The organism is Natronorubrum sediminis (assembly GCF_900108095.1).
GTDB lineage: Archaea > Halobacteriota > Halobacteria > Halobacteriales > Natrialbaceae > Natronorubrum > Natronorubrum sediminis.
The window spans coordinates 759,201-778,344 of sequence record NZ_FNWL01000002.1; the positions used below are offsets into that span (position 1 = coordinate 759,201).

16 protein-coding genes are annotated in these 19,144 nt (G+C 61.8%); 6 read left to right on the top strand and 10 right to left on the bottom strand.

What is annotated here, in order from left to right:
- Positions 1 to 116 precede the first annotated feature (116 nt).
- On the bottom strand, positions 117 to 1,097 hold the full coding sequence (locus BLW62_RS11040; protein ID WP_090507090.1) for a tyrosine--tRNA ligase: 981 nt from the start codon (positions 1,095 to 1,097) through the stop codon (positions 117 to 119).
- Positions 1,098 to 1,234: 137 nt separating this feature from the next.
- On the opposite strand from BLW62_RS11040, the gene BLW62_RS11045 reads away from it, so the two are divergent.
- Positions 1,235 to 1,888 (top strand): hypothetical protein, encoded by a 654-nt coding sequence (locus BLW62_RS11045; RefSeq protein ID WP_090507091.1) that lies wholly within the window; start codon positions 1,235 to 1,237, stop codon positions 1,886 to 1,888.
- Positions 1,889 to 1,956: 68 nt separating this feature from the next.
- On the opposite strand, the gene BLW62_RS11050 is transcribed toward BLW62_RS11045, so the two are convergent.
- On the bottom strand, positions 1,957 to 2,736 hold the full coding sequence (locus tag BLW62_RS11050; protein WP_090507092.1) for a 4-phosphopantoate--beta-alanine ligase: 780 nt from the start codon (positions 2,734 to 2,736) through the stop codon (positions 1,957 to 1,959).
- 130 nt (positions 2,737 to 2,866) lie between these two features.
- Between BLW62_RS11050 and BLW62_RS11055 the strand changes: the two genes are divergently transcribed.
- On the top strand, positions 2,867 to 3,580 hold the full coding sequence (locus BLW62_RS11055) for a class I SAM-dependent methyltransferase (protein WP_090507093.1): 714 nt from the start codon (positions 2,867 to 2,869) through the stop codon (positions 3,578 to 3,580).
- Between the two features lie 21 nt (positions 3,581 to 3,601).
- On the opposite strand, the gene BLW62_RS11060 is transcribed toward BLW62_RS11055, so the two are convergent.
- The 3 genes from BLW62_RS11060 to BLW62_RS11070 form a co-directional block, all read right to left on the bottom strand.
- Positions 3,602 to 4,249 carry a helix-turn-helix domain-containing protein gene (locus BLW62_RS11060; protein WP_090507094.1) on the bottom strand — a complete coding sequence of 216 codons (648 nt, stop codon included), beginning with the start codon at positions 4,247 to 4,249 and terminating at the stop codon, positions 3,602 to 3,604.
- A gap of 182 nt (positions 4,250 to 4,431) precedes the next feature.
- Positions 4,432 to 7,356 (bottom strand): YegP family protein, encoded by a 2,925-nt coding sequence (locus BLW62_RS11065; RefSeq protein ID WP_090507095.1) that lies wholly within the window; start codon positions 7,354 to 7,356, stop codon positions 4,432 to 4,434.
- A 257-nt stretch (positions 7,357 to 7,613) separates the two neighbouring features.
- Positions 7,614 to 8,447 (bottom strand): pantoate kinase, encoded by an 834-nt coding sequence (locus tag BLW62_RS11070; protein ID WP_090507096.1) that lies wholly within the window; start codon positions 8,445 to 8,447, stop codon positions 7,614 to 7,616.
- A gap of 222 nt (positions 8,448 to 8,669) precedes the next feature.
- Here BLW62_RS11070 and BLW62_RS11075 point away from each other — a divergent pair, with 222 nt between their 5' ends.
- Positions 8,670 to 9,557, top strand: coding sequence for a lipase/acyltransferase domain-containing protein (locus BLW62_RS11075; RefSeq protein ID WP_090507097.1), 888 nt, complete (start codon positions 8,670 to 8,672; stop codon positions 9,555 to 9,557).
- A 245-nt stretch (positions 9,558 to 9,802) separates the two neighbouring features.
- A complete protein-coding gene (locus BLW62_RS11080; protein WP_090507098.1) occupies positions 9,803 to 10,696 on the top strand; it encodes an alpha/beta hydrolase in 894 nt (297 codons plus the stop codon).
- A gap of 223 nt (positions 10,697 to 10,919) precedes the next feature.
- Here the strand turns inward: BLW62_RS11080 and BLW62_RS11085 are convergent, their stop codons facing one another.
- Positions 10,920 to 11,483, bottom strand: coding sequence for a CHRD domain-containing protein (locus tag BLW62_RS11085; protein WP_139305406.1), 564 nt, complete (start codon positions 11,481 to 11,483; stop codon positions 10,920 to 10,922).
- Positions 11,484 to 11,542: 59 nt separating this feature from the next.
- On the opposite strand from BLW62_RS11085, the gene BLW62_RS11090 reads away from it, so the two are divergent.
- Positions 11,543 to 12,541 (top strand): zinc-binding dehydrogenase, encoded by a 999-nt coding sequence (locus BLW62_RS11090; protein WP_090507100.1) that lies wholly within the window; start codon positions 11,543 to 11,545, stop codon positions 12,539 to 12,541.
- A 406-nt stretch (positions 12,542 to 12,947) separates the two neighbouring features.
- On the opposite strand, the gene aspS is transcribed toward BLW62_RS11090, so the two are convergent.
- Positions 12,948 to 14,252 (bottom strand): aspartate--tRNA(Asn) ligase, encoded by a 1,305-nt coding sequence (gene aspS / locus BLW62_RS11095; RefSeq protein WP_076580620.1) that lies wholly within the window; start codon positions 14,250 to 14,252, stop codon positions 12,948 to 12,950.
- A 156-nt stretch (positions 14,253 to 14,408) separates the two neighbouring features.
- On the opposite strand from aspS, the gene BLW62_RS11100 reads away from it, so the two are divergent.
- Positions 14,409 to 15,251, top strand: a complete 843-nt coding sequence (locus BLW62_RS11100; RefSeq protein WP_090507101.1) for an SIR2 family NAD-dependent protein deacylase — start codon at positions 14,409 to 14,411, stop codon at positions 15,249 to 15,251.
- Between the two features lie 24 nt (positions 15,252 to 15,275).
- Here the strand turns inward: BLW62_RS11100 and BLW62_RS11105 are convergent, their stop codons facing one another.
- The 3 genes from BLW62_RS11105 to BLW62_RS11115 all read right to left on the bottom strand — a co-directional run bounded on the left by BLW62_RS11105 (position 15,276) and on the right by BLW62_RS11115 (position 19,144).
- Complete coding sequence (locus BLW62_RS11105; RefSeq protein WP_090507102.1) at positions 15,276 to 15,980, bottom strand: phosphoglycerol geranylgeranyltransferase; 705 nt, start codon at positions 15,978 to 15,980, stop codon at positions 15,276 to 15,278.
- An 84-nt stretch (positions 15,981 to 16,064) separates the two neighbouring features.
- On the bottom strand, positions 16,065 to 16,994 hold the full coding sequence (locus BLW62_RS11110; protein ID WP_090507103.1) for a branched-chain amino acid transaminase: 930 nt from the start codon (positions 16,992 to 16,994) through the stop codon (positions 16,065 to 16,067).
- A 110-nt stretch (positions 16,995 to 17,104) separates the two neighbouring features.
- On the bottom strand, positions 17,105 to 19,144 hold the full coding sequence (locus tag BLW62_RS11115) for a copper resistance CopC/CopD family protein (protein ID WP_090507104.1): 2,040 nt from the start codon (positions 19,142 to 19,144) through the stop codon (positions 17,105 to 17,107).

The following is a 19,144-nucleotide window of genomic DNA, read 5'->3' on the forward strand; positions in this document are numbered from 1 at the left end:
CCTCACGTCGGACGAGCCTCAACCCATCGCCGAAATTCTGACACGCAGGCTGTGCAACAAAGAGCGGCCCAGTCGGTCGGGTAGTCGATCGGTCGATCGGGCAGCCGGCCGACCGATCAGTCCCGAATCTCGAGCAGCTTCTCCCGCCCCGGCGCGATCAGTTCGTCGAGGTACGTCGCGAGCGTGCCCTTTGCGTCGGCGGGGTGAAGTTCGCCGGACTCTAAGTCCTCGGCGAGTACCTCATACTCCTCGTAGGTGAGGTCGCCGCCGTACTTCTCGGGTCGTTCGACGACGACGGCCTCGAATCGCGGGAAGACGTGGTACTCGAAGAGTTCGAGGACGGGGTTCTCGAGATCGCCCTCGGGGTCCCGCTCTGGCGGACAGAACGCGGAGTTGACCTTGTCTTCGAGGTCCGCACTCGAGTCTTCCATCGAGATGGTGATCCCTTCGCTCGAGGACATCTTGCCCTCGCCGCTGGTGAGATCGGCGACGATGGGTGTGTGCAGGCACGTCGGGGCATCGTAGCCCAGTTCGGGCAGTTCCTCGCGGGCGAGCATGTGGACCTTGCGCTGGTCGAGGCCGCCGACGGCGAGGTCGAGGTCGAGGTACTCGATGTCCAGACACTGCATCAACGGGTAGACGAGGTGGCTGACCTTCGCTGTCTCTCCGGACTGTAGTTCGGCCATCGCACGCTGGGCTCGGTTCATCGTCGTCGAGAGTTCGAGTTCGTGGAGGTCGAGCGTGTAGTCGTCCTCGAGTTGGAACTCCGAACCGTAGACGAACTCGGTGTTGTCCTCGTCGAGTCCGTAGGCGACGAACTGGGCTTTCATCTGTTCGGCGGTGTCACGAATCTCCTCGAACGATCCCTTCCCGTTGAGGTAGGCGTGAACGTCGGCGAGCAAGACGACGACCTCCATCCCGGCGTCCTGGAGGTCGATGAGCTTGTTGGCCGTCAGGAGATGGCCCAGGTGCAACACGCCGGAGGGTTCGTAGCCGACGTAGGCTCGCTTCCCCTCGGCGTCAGCCGCGAGTTCGCGGACCTCTTCGTCGGTAACGACCTCCTCGGCGTTTCGCGTGATCAGGTCGTAGGCATCCATGTGTGAATCGAAACGCGAGGAGGGATTTATACCCGCTGAATGCGCTCGCTCGAGACGGCCGAGCACCGAGACACCCATCCGTAGCTGAATGCCTGCCGAACATACTTGTCGATAGCTGGCTTCCTACAGACAAGCCCATGGGTCTCAGAGAGGACTTTGTCAACGGCATCCGTCGGAGCACGTGGCCACAGATACACTACCTGCTCAAGGGAACCTTCGACGGCTACGCCGTCAGCCATACCACGGCCGAGGAGTACGCGCTGACGACGCGTTGTTCGGAGGAGCACCTCGAGGACGTTCTCGAGAAACTCGGCTTCTCGCGTAATCCGATCGCATCATTAAAGGTACGCATGGACGGCAACACCTCCGAGGGATCGTGGGTCTGGCGGGAGTCGCCCCTCGCCGATATGCAACTGCACATCGTCCTCCACGAGATCGAAAACGCCGAGAAGGTCGACGTCTACGCCCACTGGGAGTGTTCGTGGATCCGCCACCCATACAAGCACTACGTCGCTCGCGGCTACGACGCCGAGAAAGGGGTCGAACTGGCACGTCGGTGGCTGATCAACTACGACGAGGAGTGTCTCAACGGCTCCGACGGAATTGGGTACGAAATCGACGACTCGCTGTCCCGACGGCTGAGCGAGTACTTCTCGTTGTCGTACTACCAAATCGAAGAAACGCTCGCGTCGATTCGATCGCGACTACCGTTCGTCGACGCAGATCGGAATCGCGTCATCGATCGTGACGGTCGCGACGCCGTCTCGCCGACGATCACCGACGAATTCTAACTCGAACCGGCCGTCTCCGCCAACTCGGACTGAGAGCTACCGACTCGGACTACCAATCACGGTGTCACTTACAGTTCCCCGTTCCGGATGCGCTCTTCTGCGTTCTCGAGCGCGCGCTCGCGGTCGAACTCCTCGACGACCGTCCGAAGTTCCGCCTCCTCGGCGTCGGTCAACGCGTTCGCGTGCTCGGTCATGTTCGGAACCGCGCGAATGATGTTGTCGACGATCGGGACGTCTGCAACCTGTGGCGAACGCGAGAGCGGGTTGAGGTCGATGACGATCTCGGTCTTGTCCATCTCGTTCAACGCTTCCGCGCGGTCGCCGTCCTCGAGGGGAACGAGTACGACGTCGGCCGCGTAGATTCCGTCTTCGTCGACTTTCGCGCGCTGGTGGTCCAGATTCGGGATTCGAGCGTCGGCCTCGAGTCCCTTTACGTCCTCGGCACCGTGTTCGCGGAGGTGAGCCGTGATCGCGCCGATTCGCTCCGGCGTCCGGTTGAAGAGGTTGACCTCGAGGTCGGCCCCTGTCGCGTCGGCTAACTCGACCATCTCGCCGGGAACCAACGCGGCGACGTTGCCGTTGATTGAGAGGACCGGGTCGTCGGCCAACAGGAGGTGGGCCGCGGCCGCTCGTTCCGCGTCGTCCGCACTGGGAATCGTCTCCTCGCCGAGTAAGTAATCGAACGCGCTGCCTCGCCCTTCGGCGTGCATCCCCTGGAGGTGCGTGATCCCCTTCTCGACACCGCGCTCGATTCGGTGGCGCGTGAGCAGGTCCTGGTATCTCGGGTGGTCCTCGGGGATCTCCTCTTCGTGCTCGACGTCGGCGGAGACGGTGTCGTAGTCGGTCACGATCGATCACTGGAGACCGTCGATAAAAAACGGCCCGGTCGATCCTCGAGCGAACTTCCACAGGAGCACCGTATAAACCACCGATAGACTTCGTCCGAACGTACTCCTCTCGATTCACACGACGTACACTATGCCCAGTGAGCATCGAGAACGGAAAGCGAGCGACGCAAGCAAATCACTCACCGCTGGCGACGACGAGTATGCGGCCCATCTCGAGCGAAGTCGGACCGTCTGGGATCGGTGGAGCGACTGGTACACGCTGAGCGAGCGGGACTTCGAACCGATGCGTGAGGACGCGATGGATCGCCTCGAGTTACAGCCGGGAGACCGCATCCTCGATATCGGCTGTGGCCCCGGCGTCAATTTCGAACGACTGCGAAACGAGATTGGGCCCGACGGCGAACTCGTGGCCGTCGACTACAGTCCGGAGATGGTCGTGAAGGCGCGCAAACGCGTCGAGGAACACGGATGGGAAAACGTCGAGGTTCGTCGGGCCGACGCAGCGAGGGCCGAATTCGACGCACCGTTCGACGAGGCTATCGCGACGCTCTCCATGAGCGTCATGGCAGACATTCGCGACACGGCCGAGACAATCTACCGCGCGCTCACACCAAACAGTCGGTTCGTCGTCTTCGACGTTCGGCCGGTTCCTGACGGCCCCACACGCGTGTTCAACCCCGTCATCCGCCGCTTTCTCCAGTGGTACGCGAACTGGAATCCGGACGAATCCGTCATCGAGGCGCTCGCGACGGTCTTCGACGAGTGTGCTATCGTGGCAACCTACAACGGCGGCTGTACGTACACGAGCGTCTGTGAGAAGAGGAATCAGTCGACTGGCGGCTGAACCGAGTCGAACGCCGACACGTCACGGACGGTCTTCGAGCACGCGCTCGACGGCGTGTGCTTCGCCTCGACGCAGGAGCTCCGAGGCGGTCGAAACGGCACACTCGAGTTCGTCGGCGACGGCTTCGATTCCAGCCTCGCGTGGCACCTCATAGAAGCCGACGTCCCACGCAGTCTGCAGTGCCGTCCGCTGTCGATCAGAGACCGATGACCCGTTCACCGTCACGTCGGTGCTCACCCAGCGAACGTCCAGACGAATGCCATCCGGAACCGTGCTCACCAACTGCTCGAGACCCGACGGATGGCCGACCAGCGTCAGTCGAATCGTCCGATCCGACCGAATTTCGATCGGTGGAACGACCACGACGGTATCCTGTGATAGCGACGACAGCAGCGACAACCCGTCCGACCCGAGTTCCCGCCGCAGGTACAAGAAGAATCCCTCGGTAGCCGGCGTCACATCGTACTCGAGCACCGATTCGAGATTCGACAGGAGCGGTTCGTACGCCGCTGGCTCGCCGTATACGAACGACGTGATCGTTTCGACACCGTCGACGGCCTGTCCCCCGACGACGAGTTCGCGATCGAGCGCGTCCGATTCGCAGATCCCCTCGTGGATCGGTGGAATCGTCTCCGGCGTGTACTCGAGTTCGACACGCATCGACTTCATCGACCGAACATTCACCTGCTGGGTGAAAAGTCCTGACCGCCCTGGAAAACGGATTCGTCGACTCGGGCGTCGTGACTCGGGGGCAGTGTCGGTCGCTCACAGCACGTTTGACTCTCGGGTGGAAACCACGTCAAAACAGCCCAGACACTCGAAAATCTCCGTTGCGAATCGAGCCCGCTCGCTCACTCGGTGAAGGTGATCCAGCCCTCTGGCGCGTGCGATTTCACGTCGTTCATCGCTTCGCGGGCGTCCGTGCGGTTCTCGTAGTGTTGGGTGCTCTCGGCCATCGTCGCGCCGTACTCGTCGACCAGCTGCCAGACCCAGCCGTCGTCCGCTGTGTGGAGTTCGAAGGAGACGCTGTCGATCTCGAGGATGCTCGCTTCCTCGATCAGCGGGCGGACGTCCTCGAGTGCGCCTCGAGCGGCCTCGCTCGACTCGTGTGTCTCTGCGGCGGTGGCGATCGTTCGACCGTCCTCGTCGATGAGCCGCCAGCGCCAGTGGTCTTCGTCGTCGGCCACGAGTTCGAACGACGCGACGTCGAAGTCGACGCGACCGGCTTTCGGTGCGAGTTGTCGAACGTCTTCGACGTTTCCGAGGACCGCATCTTTGGACGAGGCAGTGTCGACTGCACTCGCGCTCACGTCGCGGTCGGTGTCGACGAGTTCCCACGTCCAGTCCTCGCTGCCGTCCAGACGAATTACCGCGTCTTCGATCGTGAAGATCGGTGCATCGCCAGCATGGGATTTGAGACCCTCAGCAGCGTCTTTCGCAGCCACTCGAGAGTCGTAGGTGACGGTCGAATCGGCGATTTCCTCGCGGTCACGATCGAGCAGTCGCCAGCTCCAGCCGCCGTTGTCGTACAACTGTACGGCGACGTCGCCGACCGCGTGGCGGTGTGCCGATGCGGCCGACTCTCGAACGTCCCCGAGACTGTCGACGAGTTCGTCTCGAGTCGGATGTGCTTCGCCTCCTTCCGCGACGGTTTCGCCCGACGGCAAGACGAATCGCCAGTGCCACTCGTCTTCGGCATACGTCTGGAAGATCGCCCGGTCCATCGTTCGAATGTCGGACTCGAGGTGCTCGAGCAAGCGATTCATCGCCTGCCGGGCAGCGCCCCGCGTCGGGTGCGTTGCTGGATCCTCGGCGACGAGTTTGCCAGCTTCGTCGATCAGCCGCCAGCCCCACTCGTCGTCTTCGTTGACGAACAGTTCGAACGCGGCGGTCTCGATTTCCAGTAACTCGGCGTCGGGTGCCTGCTCTTTGAGCGTCATCATCGCCTCTGCGGCTTCGCCTCGAGAGGTGTGCTCTTGGCCGCTGTCTGCGAGGACGTTGCCGTCTTCGTCGATGAGCCGCCAGCGCCACTCGCCGGAGTCGGCTTCGTAGACCTGGAACGCCGCGTGTTCGAATTCGATGAGGTCCGCCTCACTGGCCTGCTCGCGAACGCGGCGAATCGCATCGGCCGCCGTGTTCGCGTTCGGATGCGGTTCGGTACTTCCGGCGACGATCTCGCGGTCGTCCGTCACGAGCCGCCAGTGCCAATTCGGTCCGGTCTCGTCGTTGTACTCGAGCGTCGTTCCGCCGTCGGTCTGGGCTGTCGGTTCCTCCTCGACGGTCGTCGGAAGGTCGTCTCCCGGTTCGTCGGGCGTGGTCGTGGACGCTGCGGGGTAGACCTCGTACTCCGCAGCGTCGATCTCGACCGTCTCGGCCTCGAGCGCCTGCGCGCTGAACTCGTCGGCACTCGATTCGACTGGCGAACGTTCGGTAATATCGGTCGGGTTTCGGGCGACGACGTGTTCGGTTTCGTCGACGAGTCGCCAGCGCCACGTCGAGCCGGATTCGTACAGTTCGTAGGTTGCTTCGCCGGCGACGGTGACCGACGCCGAATCGAGTTCGGGCAAGAGCGCTTCGGACGCCTCTTCGGCGTCACGGCGCGTATCGAAGCTGTCGGAGGCGTTGGCGACGACCTCGTCCGCGTCGTCGACGAATCGCCACGTCCACGTCTCCTCGCTCTCGAGCAGTTCGACGCCGACGTGTTCGATGTCGAGCACGCGTGCGCGGTCGAAGCGTTCGGCGAACGTCTGGGCGGCCTCCTCGGCACGTTCCTGGGATTCGTAGCGATCCTCGCTCGAGGCCAGTGGTGTTCGGTCGTCGTCGACGAGTTGCCAGACCCACTGATCTCGATCTTCGGCGTACGTGAACGCGGCTCCCTCGATTTCGATAACGTCGGCATCCGGGCCGCGGTCTTTGAGGAAACTTACGGAGTTTTCGGCGCCATCGCGCTCGTCGAATTCGCCGGTGCTCGAGCCGACGACGCTCCCGTCGTCGCGTGCGAGCGTCCACTGCCAGTTGCCCTCGCGATCCTCGAACAGTCGGAACGCGGACGTCGTGAGTTCCATCAGCCCTGCGGAGCTAATCTGGGACTGGACGCGTTCGATGCTCTCCGTCGCATCTGGTCGCGTAACCGCGCTCTCGTCGCTCGTCGCGAGCGCCTCGAGGTGAAGGACGTTCCACTGCCAGTCGCCGTTTTCGTCGCGGAAGACGGCGAACTGTGCACCTTCCATCGCATCGCCGGTCAGAATCTCCGGATCGTCGGTCTCTTTTTCGTCGACGAACATCCCTTTTCGCCCGGTGAGAATCGGTACGAGCGCGGTAACGCCTGCGATCAGGCCGACACCGGCCGTGTAGACGGCAATAACCTGGACGCTGTAGTCCGTTCCGAGTTCCCGCCAATTGTTGGGATACGCCCACCCGAAAAAGACGACGCCAGCCAACGCGACCAGTAGCCCGATAGCACTCACGTAAATCCCGATTCGCCTGACCGGCAACATGAGGACGATGCCGAACAGACAAAACGCCAGTCCGGTCGCCGCCGTGACTCCCGACGCACGAATGAGCGTGTAGGAATCACCAGCCCCACCGTAGCTGATGATGAACGCCACGAGCCCCGCACCACCGAGTACGTAGCCGAAAATGAACAGCCAGTACCCGTACACGTCAGTACTCGAGTCGGGTTCGCCGACGTAGTGTTCATACAGCCGAAACAGCTTTTGATTGACCCCACTTGTCGATGCATTTACAAACTTGAACTGATAAGTGAAACCCACCATAATAAAGCTCTGGCCAATTTCAAGAATACTTACATGAATTGTGTCGGTTCAATCAGTCATTGAGAGTACCCAATCGATCGAGAAAAAGGTCGTTCTGAGACGTCTACCATCCGATAGGGGGGAATCAGATAATTGATAGCGGAAAACAGGTAGGAATACACAATTATCGAACTCGTCGACACGCACGAGAGAGTTGGATTACAATCAGTTAGTGTGAATAACCAGAGCGATGGTGACTCACGATCCCGGCTGCCAGTTTACTTGAGGAATGCGCCTGCTGGATGCGTCGCACAGACGTTCGGTTCGTAGCCCGCATCGGAGAGGCCAGTCCCGAGCGCGAAGACAGATTCGCCGAGCATCGCCATCGACGCTTGCCCATCGGCGTCGGTGACGTCGCCGATTACATCAGCGACCGTCTCTGTGAGCAACTCCGCCTCGCGGGCGAACGATCTCGAGGCGTACATGAACGACAGGAGCGTCGGCTCCTCGACGACGTTCGAGAGGGCCTGTTTGCCAGCGGCCGAAAGCTGGTCGGTGTCTGCCGAGAGCACCTCAGCCGTCGAGAGTTCCCCAAACGTGACGTACTCGACGCGCGCTCGCGATGGAATGGCATCCAGTTTGTTGACGAGCGGCCCGCCCGGCTCTAACCGAATCGGAATGCCACCGTATGCCTGCGCGACGACATCGCCCAGGCCAGTCTCTGCCTGTACTTCCGCGCCGTGTGCGATCGTTACCAGTTCGTTTCGAGATAACTGTCGGTCGAAGACGTGATTCGCAGCTAGCGCTGTCCCGAGTGCCAGTGCGCCCGAGACACCAAAGCCGGAGCCGAGTGGAATCTCCGATTCTGCTTCGATGTGAGCCGTAACCTCGAGCGTCTCGAGGACGGTTTCGACGGGCTCGACCGTGATCGTCTCACCGTCGAGAACGACCGTCGACGTGTCGTCGGCTGCGGGTTCGACGGTCACATCGACGCCGTCGGTGAGTGTCAAACCGGCTCCTCTCGAACCCGCAGTCGTCGGATCCGACGCCGGATGAGCGCTGAAAAAGCCCGTTATATGCCCCGGGACGAACGCCGTTGCCTCCTCGCGCATTGGCTGGTCTTGCGACTCGGATGATTTAACAGTACAGATTCGTCTCGGAGTACGACTCGCTGGCATCGACCGGTGAACCGTCGCAACCGTTCGCTGACGCGAGCGTCGATTCTGAACTTCCCGAACGGAGGCCAAGACGAAATTCGATACACTGGGTAGTTAAATACATTCACTTCTGAGGGAATATAATGATGCAGATAGCGTTGGAGAACTCAGTTGGCGATGTCAGAGAAAGACACACTACACGGACGATCAACGAACGAATCGACGGCGACGAACCGACGGACGATGCTCAGAGGAACCGGCGCGGCAATCGTCGGAATGACTGGATTAGCAGCGTCCTCGAGTACGGCGAGCGCCGTTTCGACGTTCGATATCGAGGTGCTCGACGTTGGTGGGAGCGTCTTCGGCAGCGGCTCGACGCCATCGATTCCCGTCGGCGACGAAGTGTTCATCTTCGCTCACGGCTGGTTCGGTGACACGACCGTCTCGAGCCAGGCCTCCGACGTTGCAACCTCGATGGCGGATGTCGGCTACGAAGCCGACGAGTACGTCGCCATCGAGTGGGACGCAACTACGATCAACTTCATCGGCGCAGAGAACGAGACCGAGGACGTCGGCGAGACGGTCGCTGAAATGCTCGAGGAGTTTTACGACGACGGCGGCGGTGACGTGCGCTTGGTTGGTCACTCGTTGGGCGGCCGCGTCGTCCTCGAGACGGTCAATCACATTGACGACGGGTACGAAGTCGAAACCGTCGCCCCACTCGGGGCAGCAGCGGACGGCGAAATGGTTTGTGAAGGCGGAGGTGGACTGTTCGGTGACAACTGGTACGACGGTATCGCGGACAACGCCGCCGACGTGCGGAACTATCACTCCGAGGATGACTCGACGGTCGGCGCAGCCTACGGCGGTATCGGCGGCGCTGCACTCGGAACTGACGGGTCGGGCTGTCCGGACGACACGGCAGATACCTACACGGACGTCGACGTGACCGACAGCGTCGGCAGCCACATGGGCTTCCTCGGAGACGAGGCGGTCGGTGCTGACCTCGCCGAGGCCGCCGGCGTGGATGTCGACGATGACGACGGTGGCTGGGGTTGGCTCTGACGAACGAGACGCTCCTGCTCTCGAATACGATCGTTACAACCGATTCTCAGGCAGTTTGGTCCTCGAGCGACCGATGGCGCTTCCTTTCTCCTTCGAAGTTAGTAGCCACTCATCCGAGACGTGCCATGAACGGAGTAGCGCAGTTGGACTCGTATTACCAATGGTATCTGAAAATATTAAATATAAATGGCCTTTGTAGTGAGTGGAAATGAATATCGGTCCATCGTGAGACGGACAGTTGTAGCATGGGAGACAACAACAAGCAGAATACAGACGACGAATCGTTCAGTCCTGATCGCCGCGCAATGCTCAAAGGAACCGGTGTCGCACTCGCTGGGACAGCAGGTCTCGCCGCCTCGACGGGTTCAGCATCCGCCGTGTCCTCGTACGATATCGACGTCATCGAGGTCAGCGATAGTCTCTGGTCCTCGTCCGACCCCGATCCGCTTCCAGTCGAAGACGAACTGTTCGTCTTCATCCACGGCTGGTTCGGCGACTCGACCGTCGCGAGTCAAGCAGCCGACGTCGCCGAAGCCCTCGAGGACGGCGGCTACGAACCCGACGCCTACGTCGGCATCGAGTGGGACGCGACCACCATTAACTTCATCGGCGCGACGAACGAGACGGAAGAAGTCGGCGAAACCGTCGCCGACCTCGCCCAGGACTTCTACGACGACGGCGGCGGGAGTATTCGCCTCGTCGGCCACTCGCTGGGCGGTCGGGCCGTCCTCGAGACGATCAACGCCCTCGAGGATGGGTACGAAATCGAAACGGTGGCACCCCTCGGTGCTGCTGCAGACGGCGATGAGGTCTGTGACGTGAGTGGCGTCTTCAGCGACAGTTGGTACGACGGCATCGCGAACAACGCCGGCGAGGTTCGAAACTACCACTCCGAAAACGACTCGACGGTCGGTGCTGCCTACGGAGGCCTCACCGGGAACGCGCTGGGGGCCCAGGGCTCCGATTGCGACGAGGTGGCCGAGACGTACGCGGACATCGACGTCACTGACAGCGTCAGCAGCCACATGGGCTTCCTCGGCGACGACGTGGTTGGCGAAGACCTCGCCGCCGCAATCGTCGACGGCGAGGGTGCAGACCACGGCGAAGCGCCGGGCAACGGCGGTGGCTGGTGGGGATAATCCCGATTACTCGAGTCACGATCCATCTTCCGTCACCGCAGTTTTGCAACCCAGATAGGCGCTCACAGTCGTTCTCGTCATGTTTTCGTTGTCGCCACGCCTCCTCGAGCACGCTCGTGGCAGGCGAAAATCCCGATGTGGGAACTTTACGAAAAAGATTCAGAATCGTTTTCCGGATGATCCTCCTCAATCAGAGAATCTGCATCTCGCGTGAAAGTGCCAATTATCGTGGCACAAATTCATCAGTAGCGGCACCATCTGGATGGTCTTCGGTCGAGATTTCGACGGTGAGTTCGCCACTTCTGAGAGCTTCGAGTTCTTCATCAGTGAGTTCATACGATCCCGCAAACTGACCACTTCCCTCGTCATCTTCGATATCAGCAATCAGCTCGTACGTGGAGGAGTTGTCTCCGTTGGTGTAGATAGTAATCGCCGGCGCAAGCACGTTCTCCATTTGATTTTCCAGTCGGCTACGCAGACCACTGAAATCCCCTCCGACAGTAAGTTCACCATCGGTAAGGGATCCAGTAGCGTGGCCGAGAACAGTCGTGCCGCCGGTAAGGTCTGCGTCAAACAATTGCACGTCTTGGTCCGTGGGTGTAAGCTGGTCACGTACTTCACCGTCTTCGAACTCTTCGGTGTGGACATCCTGGTAGAACTCTTCGTTGTATAGGGTGATTATTTGGCTCTCAGTTACCGTGAACGAGCCGGCGTATCGTGAGCTTATTTCACCGAACTCGTCTCGAGTGGCTCGCGTCGAGTAGGCGTCGTCGGTCTCAGTAATCACCCACACCGATCCCCGAAACCGCCGCATATTCCCCGTCGGCGACCGACTGTTGAATCGGTATGCCTTCCGAGATGACATCCCACGTGATCGAAGAATACGGAGAACCGGACGTACTCACGGAGACGACCATCGACGTTCCCGAACCTGATCCGGACGAGGTTCGCGTCGAGGTCGTCGCCTCGAGCGTCAATCCCGTCGATTACAAGATTCGACAGGGAGCCATTCCCCATTTCGCGCCGGAACTCCCCGCGACGCTCCACTGCGACGTGTCGGGCGTCGTCGACGAAGTCGGCGCGAACGTCACGCGCTTCGACGAAGGCGACGAGGTGTACGGCATGCCCGGCGGCGCGGGCCAGCAGGGCTCGCTCGCGGATTACGTCGTCGGCCACGTCGGGACGTTCGCCCACGCGCCGGAGTCGATCCCGCTCGAGGACGCAGCGGCGTTGCCAGTCGTCGCGCTCACCGCCTGGGAGATGCTCGTCGACAAGACGACCGTCTTCCTCGGCGACGAGGTGCTCGTCTACGGCGCGACCGGCGGCGTCGGGCACATCGGCGTCCAGTTAGCCGACTGGTTCGGGGCCAACGTGACCGCGACGGCCTCGAGCGAAGAAAAACGCGCTCTCGCCGACGAGTTCGGTGCCGACGCGACGGTCGACTACACCGAGACCGACGTCGAGTCGTACGTCGAGAAACACGCTGGCGGCGACGGCTTCGACGTCGTCTTCGATCCGATCGGCGACGACCATCTCCAGACGGCCTTCGACGCCGTGGGGCCGTTCGGAACCGTGGTAACGACGGAATCGAGCTCGACGCAGGACATCTCGGCGATGCACGAACGGTCGCTCGAGCTCGGCGTCGTGCTTGTGATCCTCCCCGTGTTACTCGGCGAGCGACAGGAGCGGATCGGAGACGAACTCGCGGATATCGCGACGCTGGTCGACGACGGCGTCGTCGAACCGCACATTGACGAGCGATTCGCCTTCGAAGACGTCACTGACGCACATCGATTGGGCGAATCAGGTGACTTCCAGGGCAAGATTCTGCTCGTCAACGAATAATAGGTCAATCGAATCCGCTGAATACGACGTTAATGTTTTTGAACAGTAACATGACTCGATAGACAACAGACGGTTCGGTAAACTCACTTCGCTCACGACTTCGCCGTTCGTGTTCGTCGTTCGAGTGAAAGGAGAGTTACGCACCGTTCGTCTCGCTAACCCCCAGATTTGCCGCCGCTCGCGTGTCGCTGCGCTCCCGCTCGCAGTTTTGAGGACGCTCCCACCGGTCGCGTCCTCGTCTACGGCGACAAACGCTGGCGATCTCTCGGGAACAACGCGGGATCAAAGATCCCACGAGCACCCACTCAACGGTCAGCGACCAGTCCTACGGACTGAGTCGCTGCCGGTCTCGCAAGACGTTGCTCGATAACGCTCGCAACGACTTGCCAGCTCTCAACGTCTTCGTCTACGGACTCAGACGTTGACGATCCCGCGGGAAGAGCACTGCTTCTCGGATGTTGTCCAATCCGAGAATCGTCATGACGAGGCGTTCGCCACCGAGTCCAAAGCCGGCGTGTGGCGGCATGCCGTACTTGAACATTTTCGTGTAGTACTCGAACTGTTCCGGGTCGAGTCCCTGCTGCTCGAAGCCTTCGATGAGCTTCTCGTGTCGGTGCTCACGCTGGCCGCCCGAGACGAGTTCCATCCGCGGGTGCATCAGGTCGAAGCCGGTCGAGAGTTGCTCGTCGTCATCGTGATCTTTGATGTAGAACGGCTTGATCTCGCTCGGCCAGTCGGTGATGAAGTAGTGGCCACCGACGTCGTCGCCGAGTGCCTTCTCGCCTTCCGTTGGCAGGTCGTCGCCCCAGACGAGTTGCTCGTCGAGTTCGCCCGTCGCGTTGATGCGCTCGATGGCTTCCTCGTAGCTAAGACGTGGGAACGCCTCGTCCGGAACCTCGAACTCCGCGGCGAGACCGAGTGCCTCGAGTTCGTCCTGGCAGTTCTCGACGATAGCCTCGTAGGCTGCCGTGACGACGCCCTCGACGACGTCCATCGCGTCGTTCTGGTCGCAAAAGGCGCCCTCGAAGTCGATCGAGGTCGCTTCGTTCAGGTGTCGCGGCGTGTTGTGCTCTTCGGCGCGGAAGATCGGACCGATCTCGAAGACGCGCTCGACGTTCGACCCGGCGATGAGCTGTTTGAACAGCTGTGGCGACTGGTTCATGAACGCCTCCTCGCCGAAGTAGGTGATTGGGAACAGTTCCGTGCCACCCTCGGTCCCCGTCGCAACGATCTTCGGCGTGTTGATCTCCGTACAGTCGAACGCGCGGAACTGCTCGCGGACCGCGCGGAGGATTTCGGCGCGGATCTCGAACACTGCCTGAACCTCGTCTTTCCGGAGGTCGAGCGTCCGGTTGTCGAGTCGCGTCGAGAGTTCCGCGTCGACCTTTCCGGACGGATCGAGTGGGAGTTCGGGTTCGGCAGGAGCGACGACCTCGAGTTCCTCGGGCGTGACCTCGACGCCCGTCGGTGCGCGTGGCTCTTCTTCGACTGCACCGGAGACCTTCACGACGCTCTCTCGAGAGACGCTGAGGCCAGTTTCGACCAACTCTTCGTCCATCTCGTCCTTTTCGAACTTGATCTGAATCTTGCCCGAGCTGTCCCGGAGAATCAGGAAGGCGATTCCGCCCAGGTCACGAATCTCGTGTACCCAGCCAGCGACGGTCGCGTCGTCGCCCGGCTCGGCGTCCGCAGTGTGAATTCTATCCTGCATACCACCCGATTCACGTAGGCGGGACTTAAGCGCAATCGTTCGCGGTCGAAATACAGCCCACGACGTGAGAGTCGTGAACCGTCGACGCCTGCCGAGCACACGGTGTGAGAAGTCCCTACCACGACGAGTTTTGATCCTTCGGCCCAATCATTCGATATGAACGACCTCGAGGAACTCGCCGAGCAAATCGACCGCGACGCGACGGCCGTCGCGTTCACGGGCGCGGGAATCTCCGCACCGTCGGGCGTTCCCACGTTTCGCGGCGACGACGGCGTTTGGGAGAAGTTCGACGAAGGACAGTTCGCTTACGGACGATTTCAGCGGGATCCGGAGGGATTCTGGGACGACCGCGTCGACCTCCAGCGAGAGCTATTCGGCGGTGAGTACGAACCAAACGCAGCCCACGAAGCGCTAGCGTCGATGGGGCTGGACGGACACCTCGAGGCCATCCTCACGCAAAACACGGACGGGCTTCACGCGGATGCACTCGAGTCGGTGAGAGACGATGCGTCGTCGACGGACGACGTAGCGGTGACAGACGACGTGGCGGCGACGGACGACGCGACGACCGGAACGGCCGAGCAGACGCTCCTCGAGTTACACGGCAACTCCCAACGAGTGCGGTGTACTGACTGTGGAAAGCGAATCGACGGCGATCCGGTTTTCGAGCGCGCGGCAGACGGCGAACTACCGCCGACGTGTGACTGTGGCGGCGTCTACAAACCCGACGTCGTCCTCTTTGGCGAACAGTTGCCGGGAGCAGTCATCCAGCAAGCCCGCACACTGGCTCGAGAGAGCGACGTGTTCCTCGCAATCGGGTCGTCGCTGGTCGTCGAACCCGCGGCGTCGCTCCCCCGAATCGCCGCGTCGAACGGCGCGACGGTCGGCATCGTCAACCTCGAGTCGACGCCGGTCGATAGCAGTGCCGAGGTGGTGATCCGTGAGGACGTCACCGAAGTATTACCCCACCTCCAGTCGCTCGTGAACGGCGATTACTGATTGCGGGGAGAATTGGACCTCGCGTTATGCGTCTCGCGCTGCTTCGACCGTCTCGCGAACGGCACCGACGCCCTCGTCGTGTGCGAGGTCGCCAACGACGATCACGTCGGCGTGTGTGGCCATCGTCGCCGCGGAATCGTAATCGTGAATGCCGCCACCATAGAACAGCGTCGACTCGTCGGTCGCTTCGCTCGCGGCTTCGACGATGTCCTCGTCACCGAACGTGCCGGAGTACTCGAGGTAGACGAGTTCCTGGCCGAACATTCGTTCCGCGACTGTGGCGTAGGCGGCGACATCTTCGGCGCTGAGGTCGCAGTCGGCTTCGGTGTACGTCGCGACGTCGGCGTCGGGGTTCATCACGATGTAGGCTTCCGTCCACGTCCGGTCCCAGTCCATGTCGCCGTCGAGACGGACCCACTCCTTGTGTGCGCCCGTGATCCAGAAGGGAGAGCCGGCGTTGAGTACGGTCGGAATGAGGTAGCCCTCGAGCGCCCGGTTGTCGATGACGACGTCCGGACTCGAGGGTTCCTGATAGAGCGGCACGTCGTGTTCGGCGCAGGCGTCGACGACGGCTTCCATGTTCTCCTCGGTGATACCCATGGTACCGCCGACTTCGATCGCGTCGGTTCCAGTCGCACAGAGATCGCCGTACGTGACGCCCTCGGGAAGGTCCTTGTCGGGATCGATCTTCAGAACGTGGTTCCAATCGTCCCAGGGGCAGGTAGTCATACCCGTCGTTTCCCGACAACCGGCAAAAACGCTACGAAAGTGAACACTTCGAAGACAGTATTCGAGAACCGAGCGTGAGAGCGTTCAGACGTAGTCGAACCACTCGTCGTACTCGTCGGTCTTGCGCTCGACGACGTCGAAGAACTTCTGTTGAATGTCCTCGGTCACGGGACCGCGCGAGCCGTCACCGATGACGACGTTGTCGACTTTTCGGATCGGCGTCACTTCGGCTGCGGAGCCGGTGAAGAACAGTTCGTCGGCCGTGTTGAGTTCGCCTCGAGAGATCGAGACGGTGTCGTGGACGGTGTAGCCGAGGTCCTCCGCGAGCGTGATCACCGTATCCCGGGTGATGCCGTCGAGGATCGACTCCGAGAGGCCGGGCGTGTAAATCTCGTCGTCGCGGACGAGGAAGACGTTCTCGCCGGGGCCTTCCGCGACGTTTCCTTCCTTATTCAGGACGATCGCTTCCGCGTAGCCGTTTCGTCGGGCTTCCTCGCCCGCGAGCATGCTGTTGACGTAGAGCCCGTTCGTCTTCGCGTTCGTCGGAATCTGACTCGAGGCGTGCTTTCGCCACGAGGAAATCATCACGTCGATCCCTTCCTCGAGGGCCTCCTCGCCGAGGTACGCGCCCCACGGCCAGACGGCGATCGCCGTCTTCGTCGGGCAATCTTCGGGGCTCACGCCGAGTGAGTTGTAGCCGTAGAATGCAACCGGACGGATGTAACACGACTCGAGGTCCTGCTGGCGGATGAGGGTTTTCGTTGCCTCTGTCAGTTCTTCTTTCGAGTGATCGATGTCCATCTCGTAGGGCTTTGCTGACTGAAAGAGCCGCTCTAAGTGTTCCTCCCAGCGAAAGATCGCTGGCCCTTCCTCAGTGTCGTAACAGCGTGCCCCCTCGAAGACGCCGCTCCCGTAGTGAAGTCCGTGTGTGAGGACGTGTATCTGCGCGTCGTCCCAGTCGACATACTCGCCATCCATCCAGATCGTGTCGACATCCATCTCGTCGAATCCCATGATCGAGAGTGTTGAAAGCCAACGTAGTAAGTGTTCGCGATTTCGCGATCGGAGGCCAGGAGTTTCAGCGGGGAGATGGAAAGGGTGGTTCCGAAGAGATCCGACAGTCGTTACTCGGACCGACCTCGGAAGCGAAGCGCTTCCATCGTTACGGCGACGGAGCCGACGACACCGATCGCGACAGCTCCGAACTGCAATAGCGTCGCGAACGCCGAATAATCCGCTTCGTCGCCGTGGTCGTGGTCCCCGTGATCGTGACCCTCATCGTCATGCTCACCGTCGGCATCGTCACCCGGTGAGACGTAGACGTCGACCCACTCGCTGACGAACGCGCCGTCCGGCTCGCCCGTGATTCGGAGTTCCCAGTCACCGTCGGACGGGAACGGCTGGACGGTCGAGTACGTGCCGTCGTCGTTCTGCTCGAGGTCGACGTCGAACGTGTCCTCACCGTCTGCGGTCAACCGGACGGTCTGGTCCGATTCGACCGGTTCCCCGCCGTCGTCCAGGAATGTGACTTCGAAGACGACCGGATCGTCCTGTTGGACGTGGATTCGGTCGTCGCCGCCGGTGTCGGTCGCCGCTGGAATCGCCGTCAACTCGAGGTCGACGTCGCCTTCGCGTTCGATCGTCGCCGTCTCGGGACCGTCGTCGTCGCCGACAACGGCGGCCGTCGGGACGGAGGTGAGCAGTCCCGTGAGGAGCAAGACGAGGACGATCACGCCGACCTCGAGTCGGACCGTGCGAGTGAACGCCGAAATTGCGCCGGTAGAATTCGACGAGCGGCCGCCGTCTTCGCGGACCTCGGCATCTGTCCCGCCGGCGTCTCCCCCGCCGAATCGATCGAGGAATCCGAATCGGCTCCGGCCACCGTCGGACTCGAGTCGGCGAAGGAAGACGAACCGAGTGAGTCCGCCGAGTCCGAGCGCGACGATCACCAGGAGCGTCTTCGCGGTGAGCACCGTCCCGTAGAAGGTCGCCCCGATCGCCTCGAGATCGGGCACGTGCCACGCCGCGAGCGCGAGGCCGGTCGCGCCGGCGAGCGTCACGCCGGCGAGTGCGAGCAGCGAGTAGCGCCGAATCGTGCCGGCGGCGAGTGCAGATCGATCCGCGGGGGGCGCGTCACGAAGCATGGCGGGGACGACCAGCGCGAGGACGACCAATCCGCCCAGCCACAGCCCCGCGCCAGCGATGTGTGCGAAGTCGACGGCCGTCCCCTGCAGGCGATCGATTGCCGTTGCGGAGTGACTCGTCCAGCTGAGCGCACCGCCGACGCCGATTGCGCCGACGAACGTCCCCCCAAGCCAGACCGAGCGCGGGACCTTCCCTGCAACGGCACTCCCGAGAACGACGGCGAGGCCGAGCGCCAGGACGGCCTGAACGAGCCACGCCTGACCGAGTGGCATCCCGAGGAACTCGCCGAACGTCTCGAGCGACGGCGAGCCAATCGAGGTCGCCTGAACGTAACCAAGGAGGGCGACGGCCGTGAGCACCCCCGCTGCCAGCACGGCGAGGAGGGTGGTGAGGCGGTCATCGACGGCTCGCTTCGATACTCCGGCGCGGTCGGCGACCGGGTAGACTGCCATCGCAGCCGTCACCGGGGCACCGACGAGGCCGACGAGCGAGACGAGCAACAGTCCTCTCGCCGCGCTCTCGAGCGGCGGAACCGATTCGTCGACCTCGTCCTCGTCCTCGTAGGTCTCGAGGACCGAGTCACGATCGAGCGGTTCGTCGCCGACGCTGAAGAAGAACGTGCCCGAGGTGGTGTGTCCGTCGTCGGCGAGGACTTCCCACTCGACGGTGTACATGCCTTCGGCGTCGTCTTCGGTCTCGAATGGAACGTCGACAAGTTGCGTATCGTCGGGATCGATCTCGGCGTCCCCGCTGACATCCTCGCCGTCGGGTCCGACGATACTGATGTCGGCGTTTTGGACGCCATCACCGGAGAACGTGAGCGTGATGTCGTCGGGTGCGGACTCGAGTTGCTCGCCGTTTTCGGGGTCGGTTTCGCTGAGGTACGCGTGGGCGGCAACTGGGGTCGCGACACTCGCCAGGACGAGCGCGACGACGAACGCGATCGCGAGCACGGTGAGACCTCTCTTGGCTCGAGATTGCGTGCGGTGGTCGTGGAGAGCGGACTCGTTCGAACGCAT

Excerpts from the sequence above, each read along its gene's own strand:
- BLW62_RS11040 (WP_090507090.1), bottom strand. The coding sequence starts at position 1,097 with ATGGATGCCTACGACCTGATCACGCGAAACGCCGAGGAGGTCGTTACC.
- BLW62_RS11045 (WP_090507091.1), top strand. The coding sequence starts at position 1,235 with ATGGGTCTCAGAGAGGACTTTGTCAACGGCATCCGTCGGAGCACGTGG.
- BLW62_RS11055 (WP_090507093.1), top strand. The coding sequence starts at position 2,867 with ATGCCCAGTGAGCATCGAGAACGGAAAGCGAGCGACGCAAGCAAATCA.
- BLW62_RS11060 (WP_090507094.1), bottom strand. The coding sequence starts at position 4,249 with ATGAAGTCGATGCGTGTCGAACTCGAGTACACGCCGGAGACGATTCCA.
- BLW62_RS11065 (WP_090507095.1), bottom strand. The coding sequence starts at position 7,356 with ATGGTGGGTTTCACTTATCAGTTCAAGTTTGTAAATGCATCGACAAGT.
- BLW62_RS11070 (WP_090507096.1), bottom strand. The coding sequence starts at position 8,447 with ATGCGCGAGGAGGCAACGGCGTTCGTCCCGGGGCATATAACGGGCTTT.
- BLW62_RS11075 (WP_090507097.1), top strand. The coding sequence starts at position 8,670 with ATGTCAGAGAAAGACACACTACACGGACGATCAACGAACGAATCGACG.
- BLW62_RS11080 (WP_090507098.1), top strand. The coding sequence starts at position 9,803 with ATGGGAGACAACAACAAGCAGAATACAGACGACGAATCGTTCAGTCCT.
- BLW62_RS11090 (WP_090507100.1), top strand. The coding sequence starts at position 11,543 with ATGCCTTCCGAGATGACATCCCACGTGATCGAAGAATACGGAGAACCG.
- aspS (WP_076580620.1), bottom strand. The coding sequence starts at position 14,252 with ATGCAGGATAGAATTCACACTGCGGACGCCGAGCCGGGCGACGACGCG.
- BLW62_RS11100 (WP_090507101.1), top strand. The coding sequence starts at position 14,409 with ATGAACGACCTCGAGGAACTCGCCGAGCAAATCGACCGCGACGCGACG.
- BLW62_RS11105 (WP_090507102.1), bottom strand. The coding sequence starts at position 15,980 with ATGACTACCTGCCCCTGGGACGATTGGAACCACGTTCTGAAGATCGAT.
- BLW62_RS11110 (WP_090507103.1), bottom strand. The coding sequence starts at position 16,994 with ATGGGATTCGACGAGATGGATGTCGACACGATCTGGATGGATGGCGAG.
- BLW62_RS11115 (WP_090507104.1), bottom strand. The coding sequence starts at position 19,144 with ATGCGTTCGAACGAGTCCGCTCTCCACGACCACCGCACGCAATCTCGA.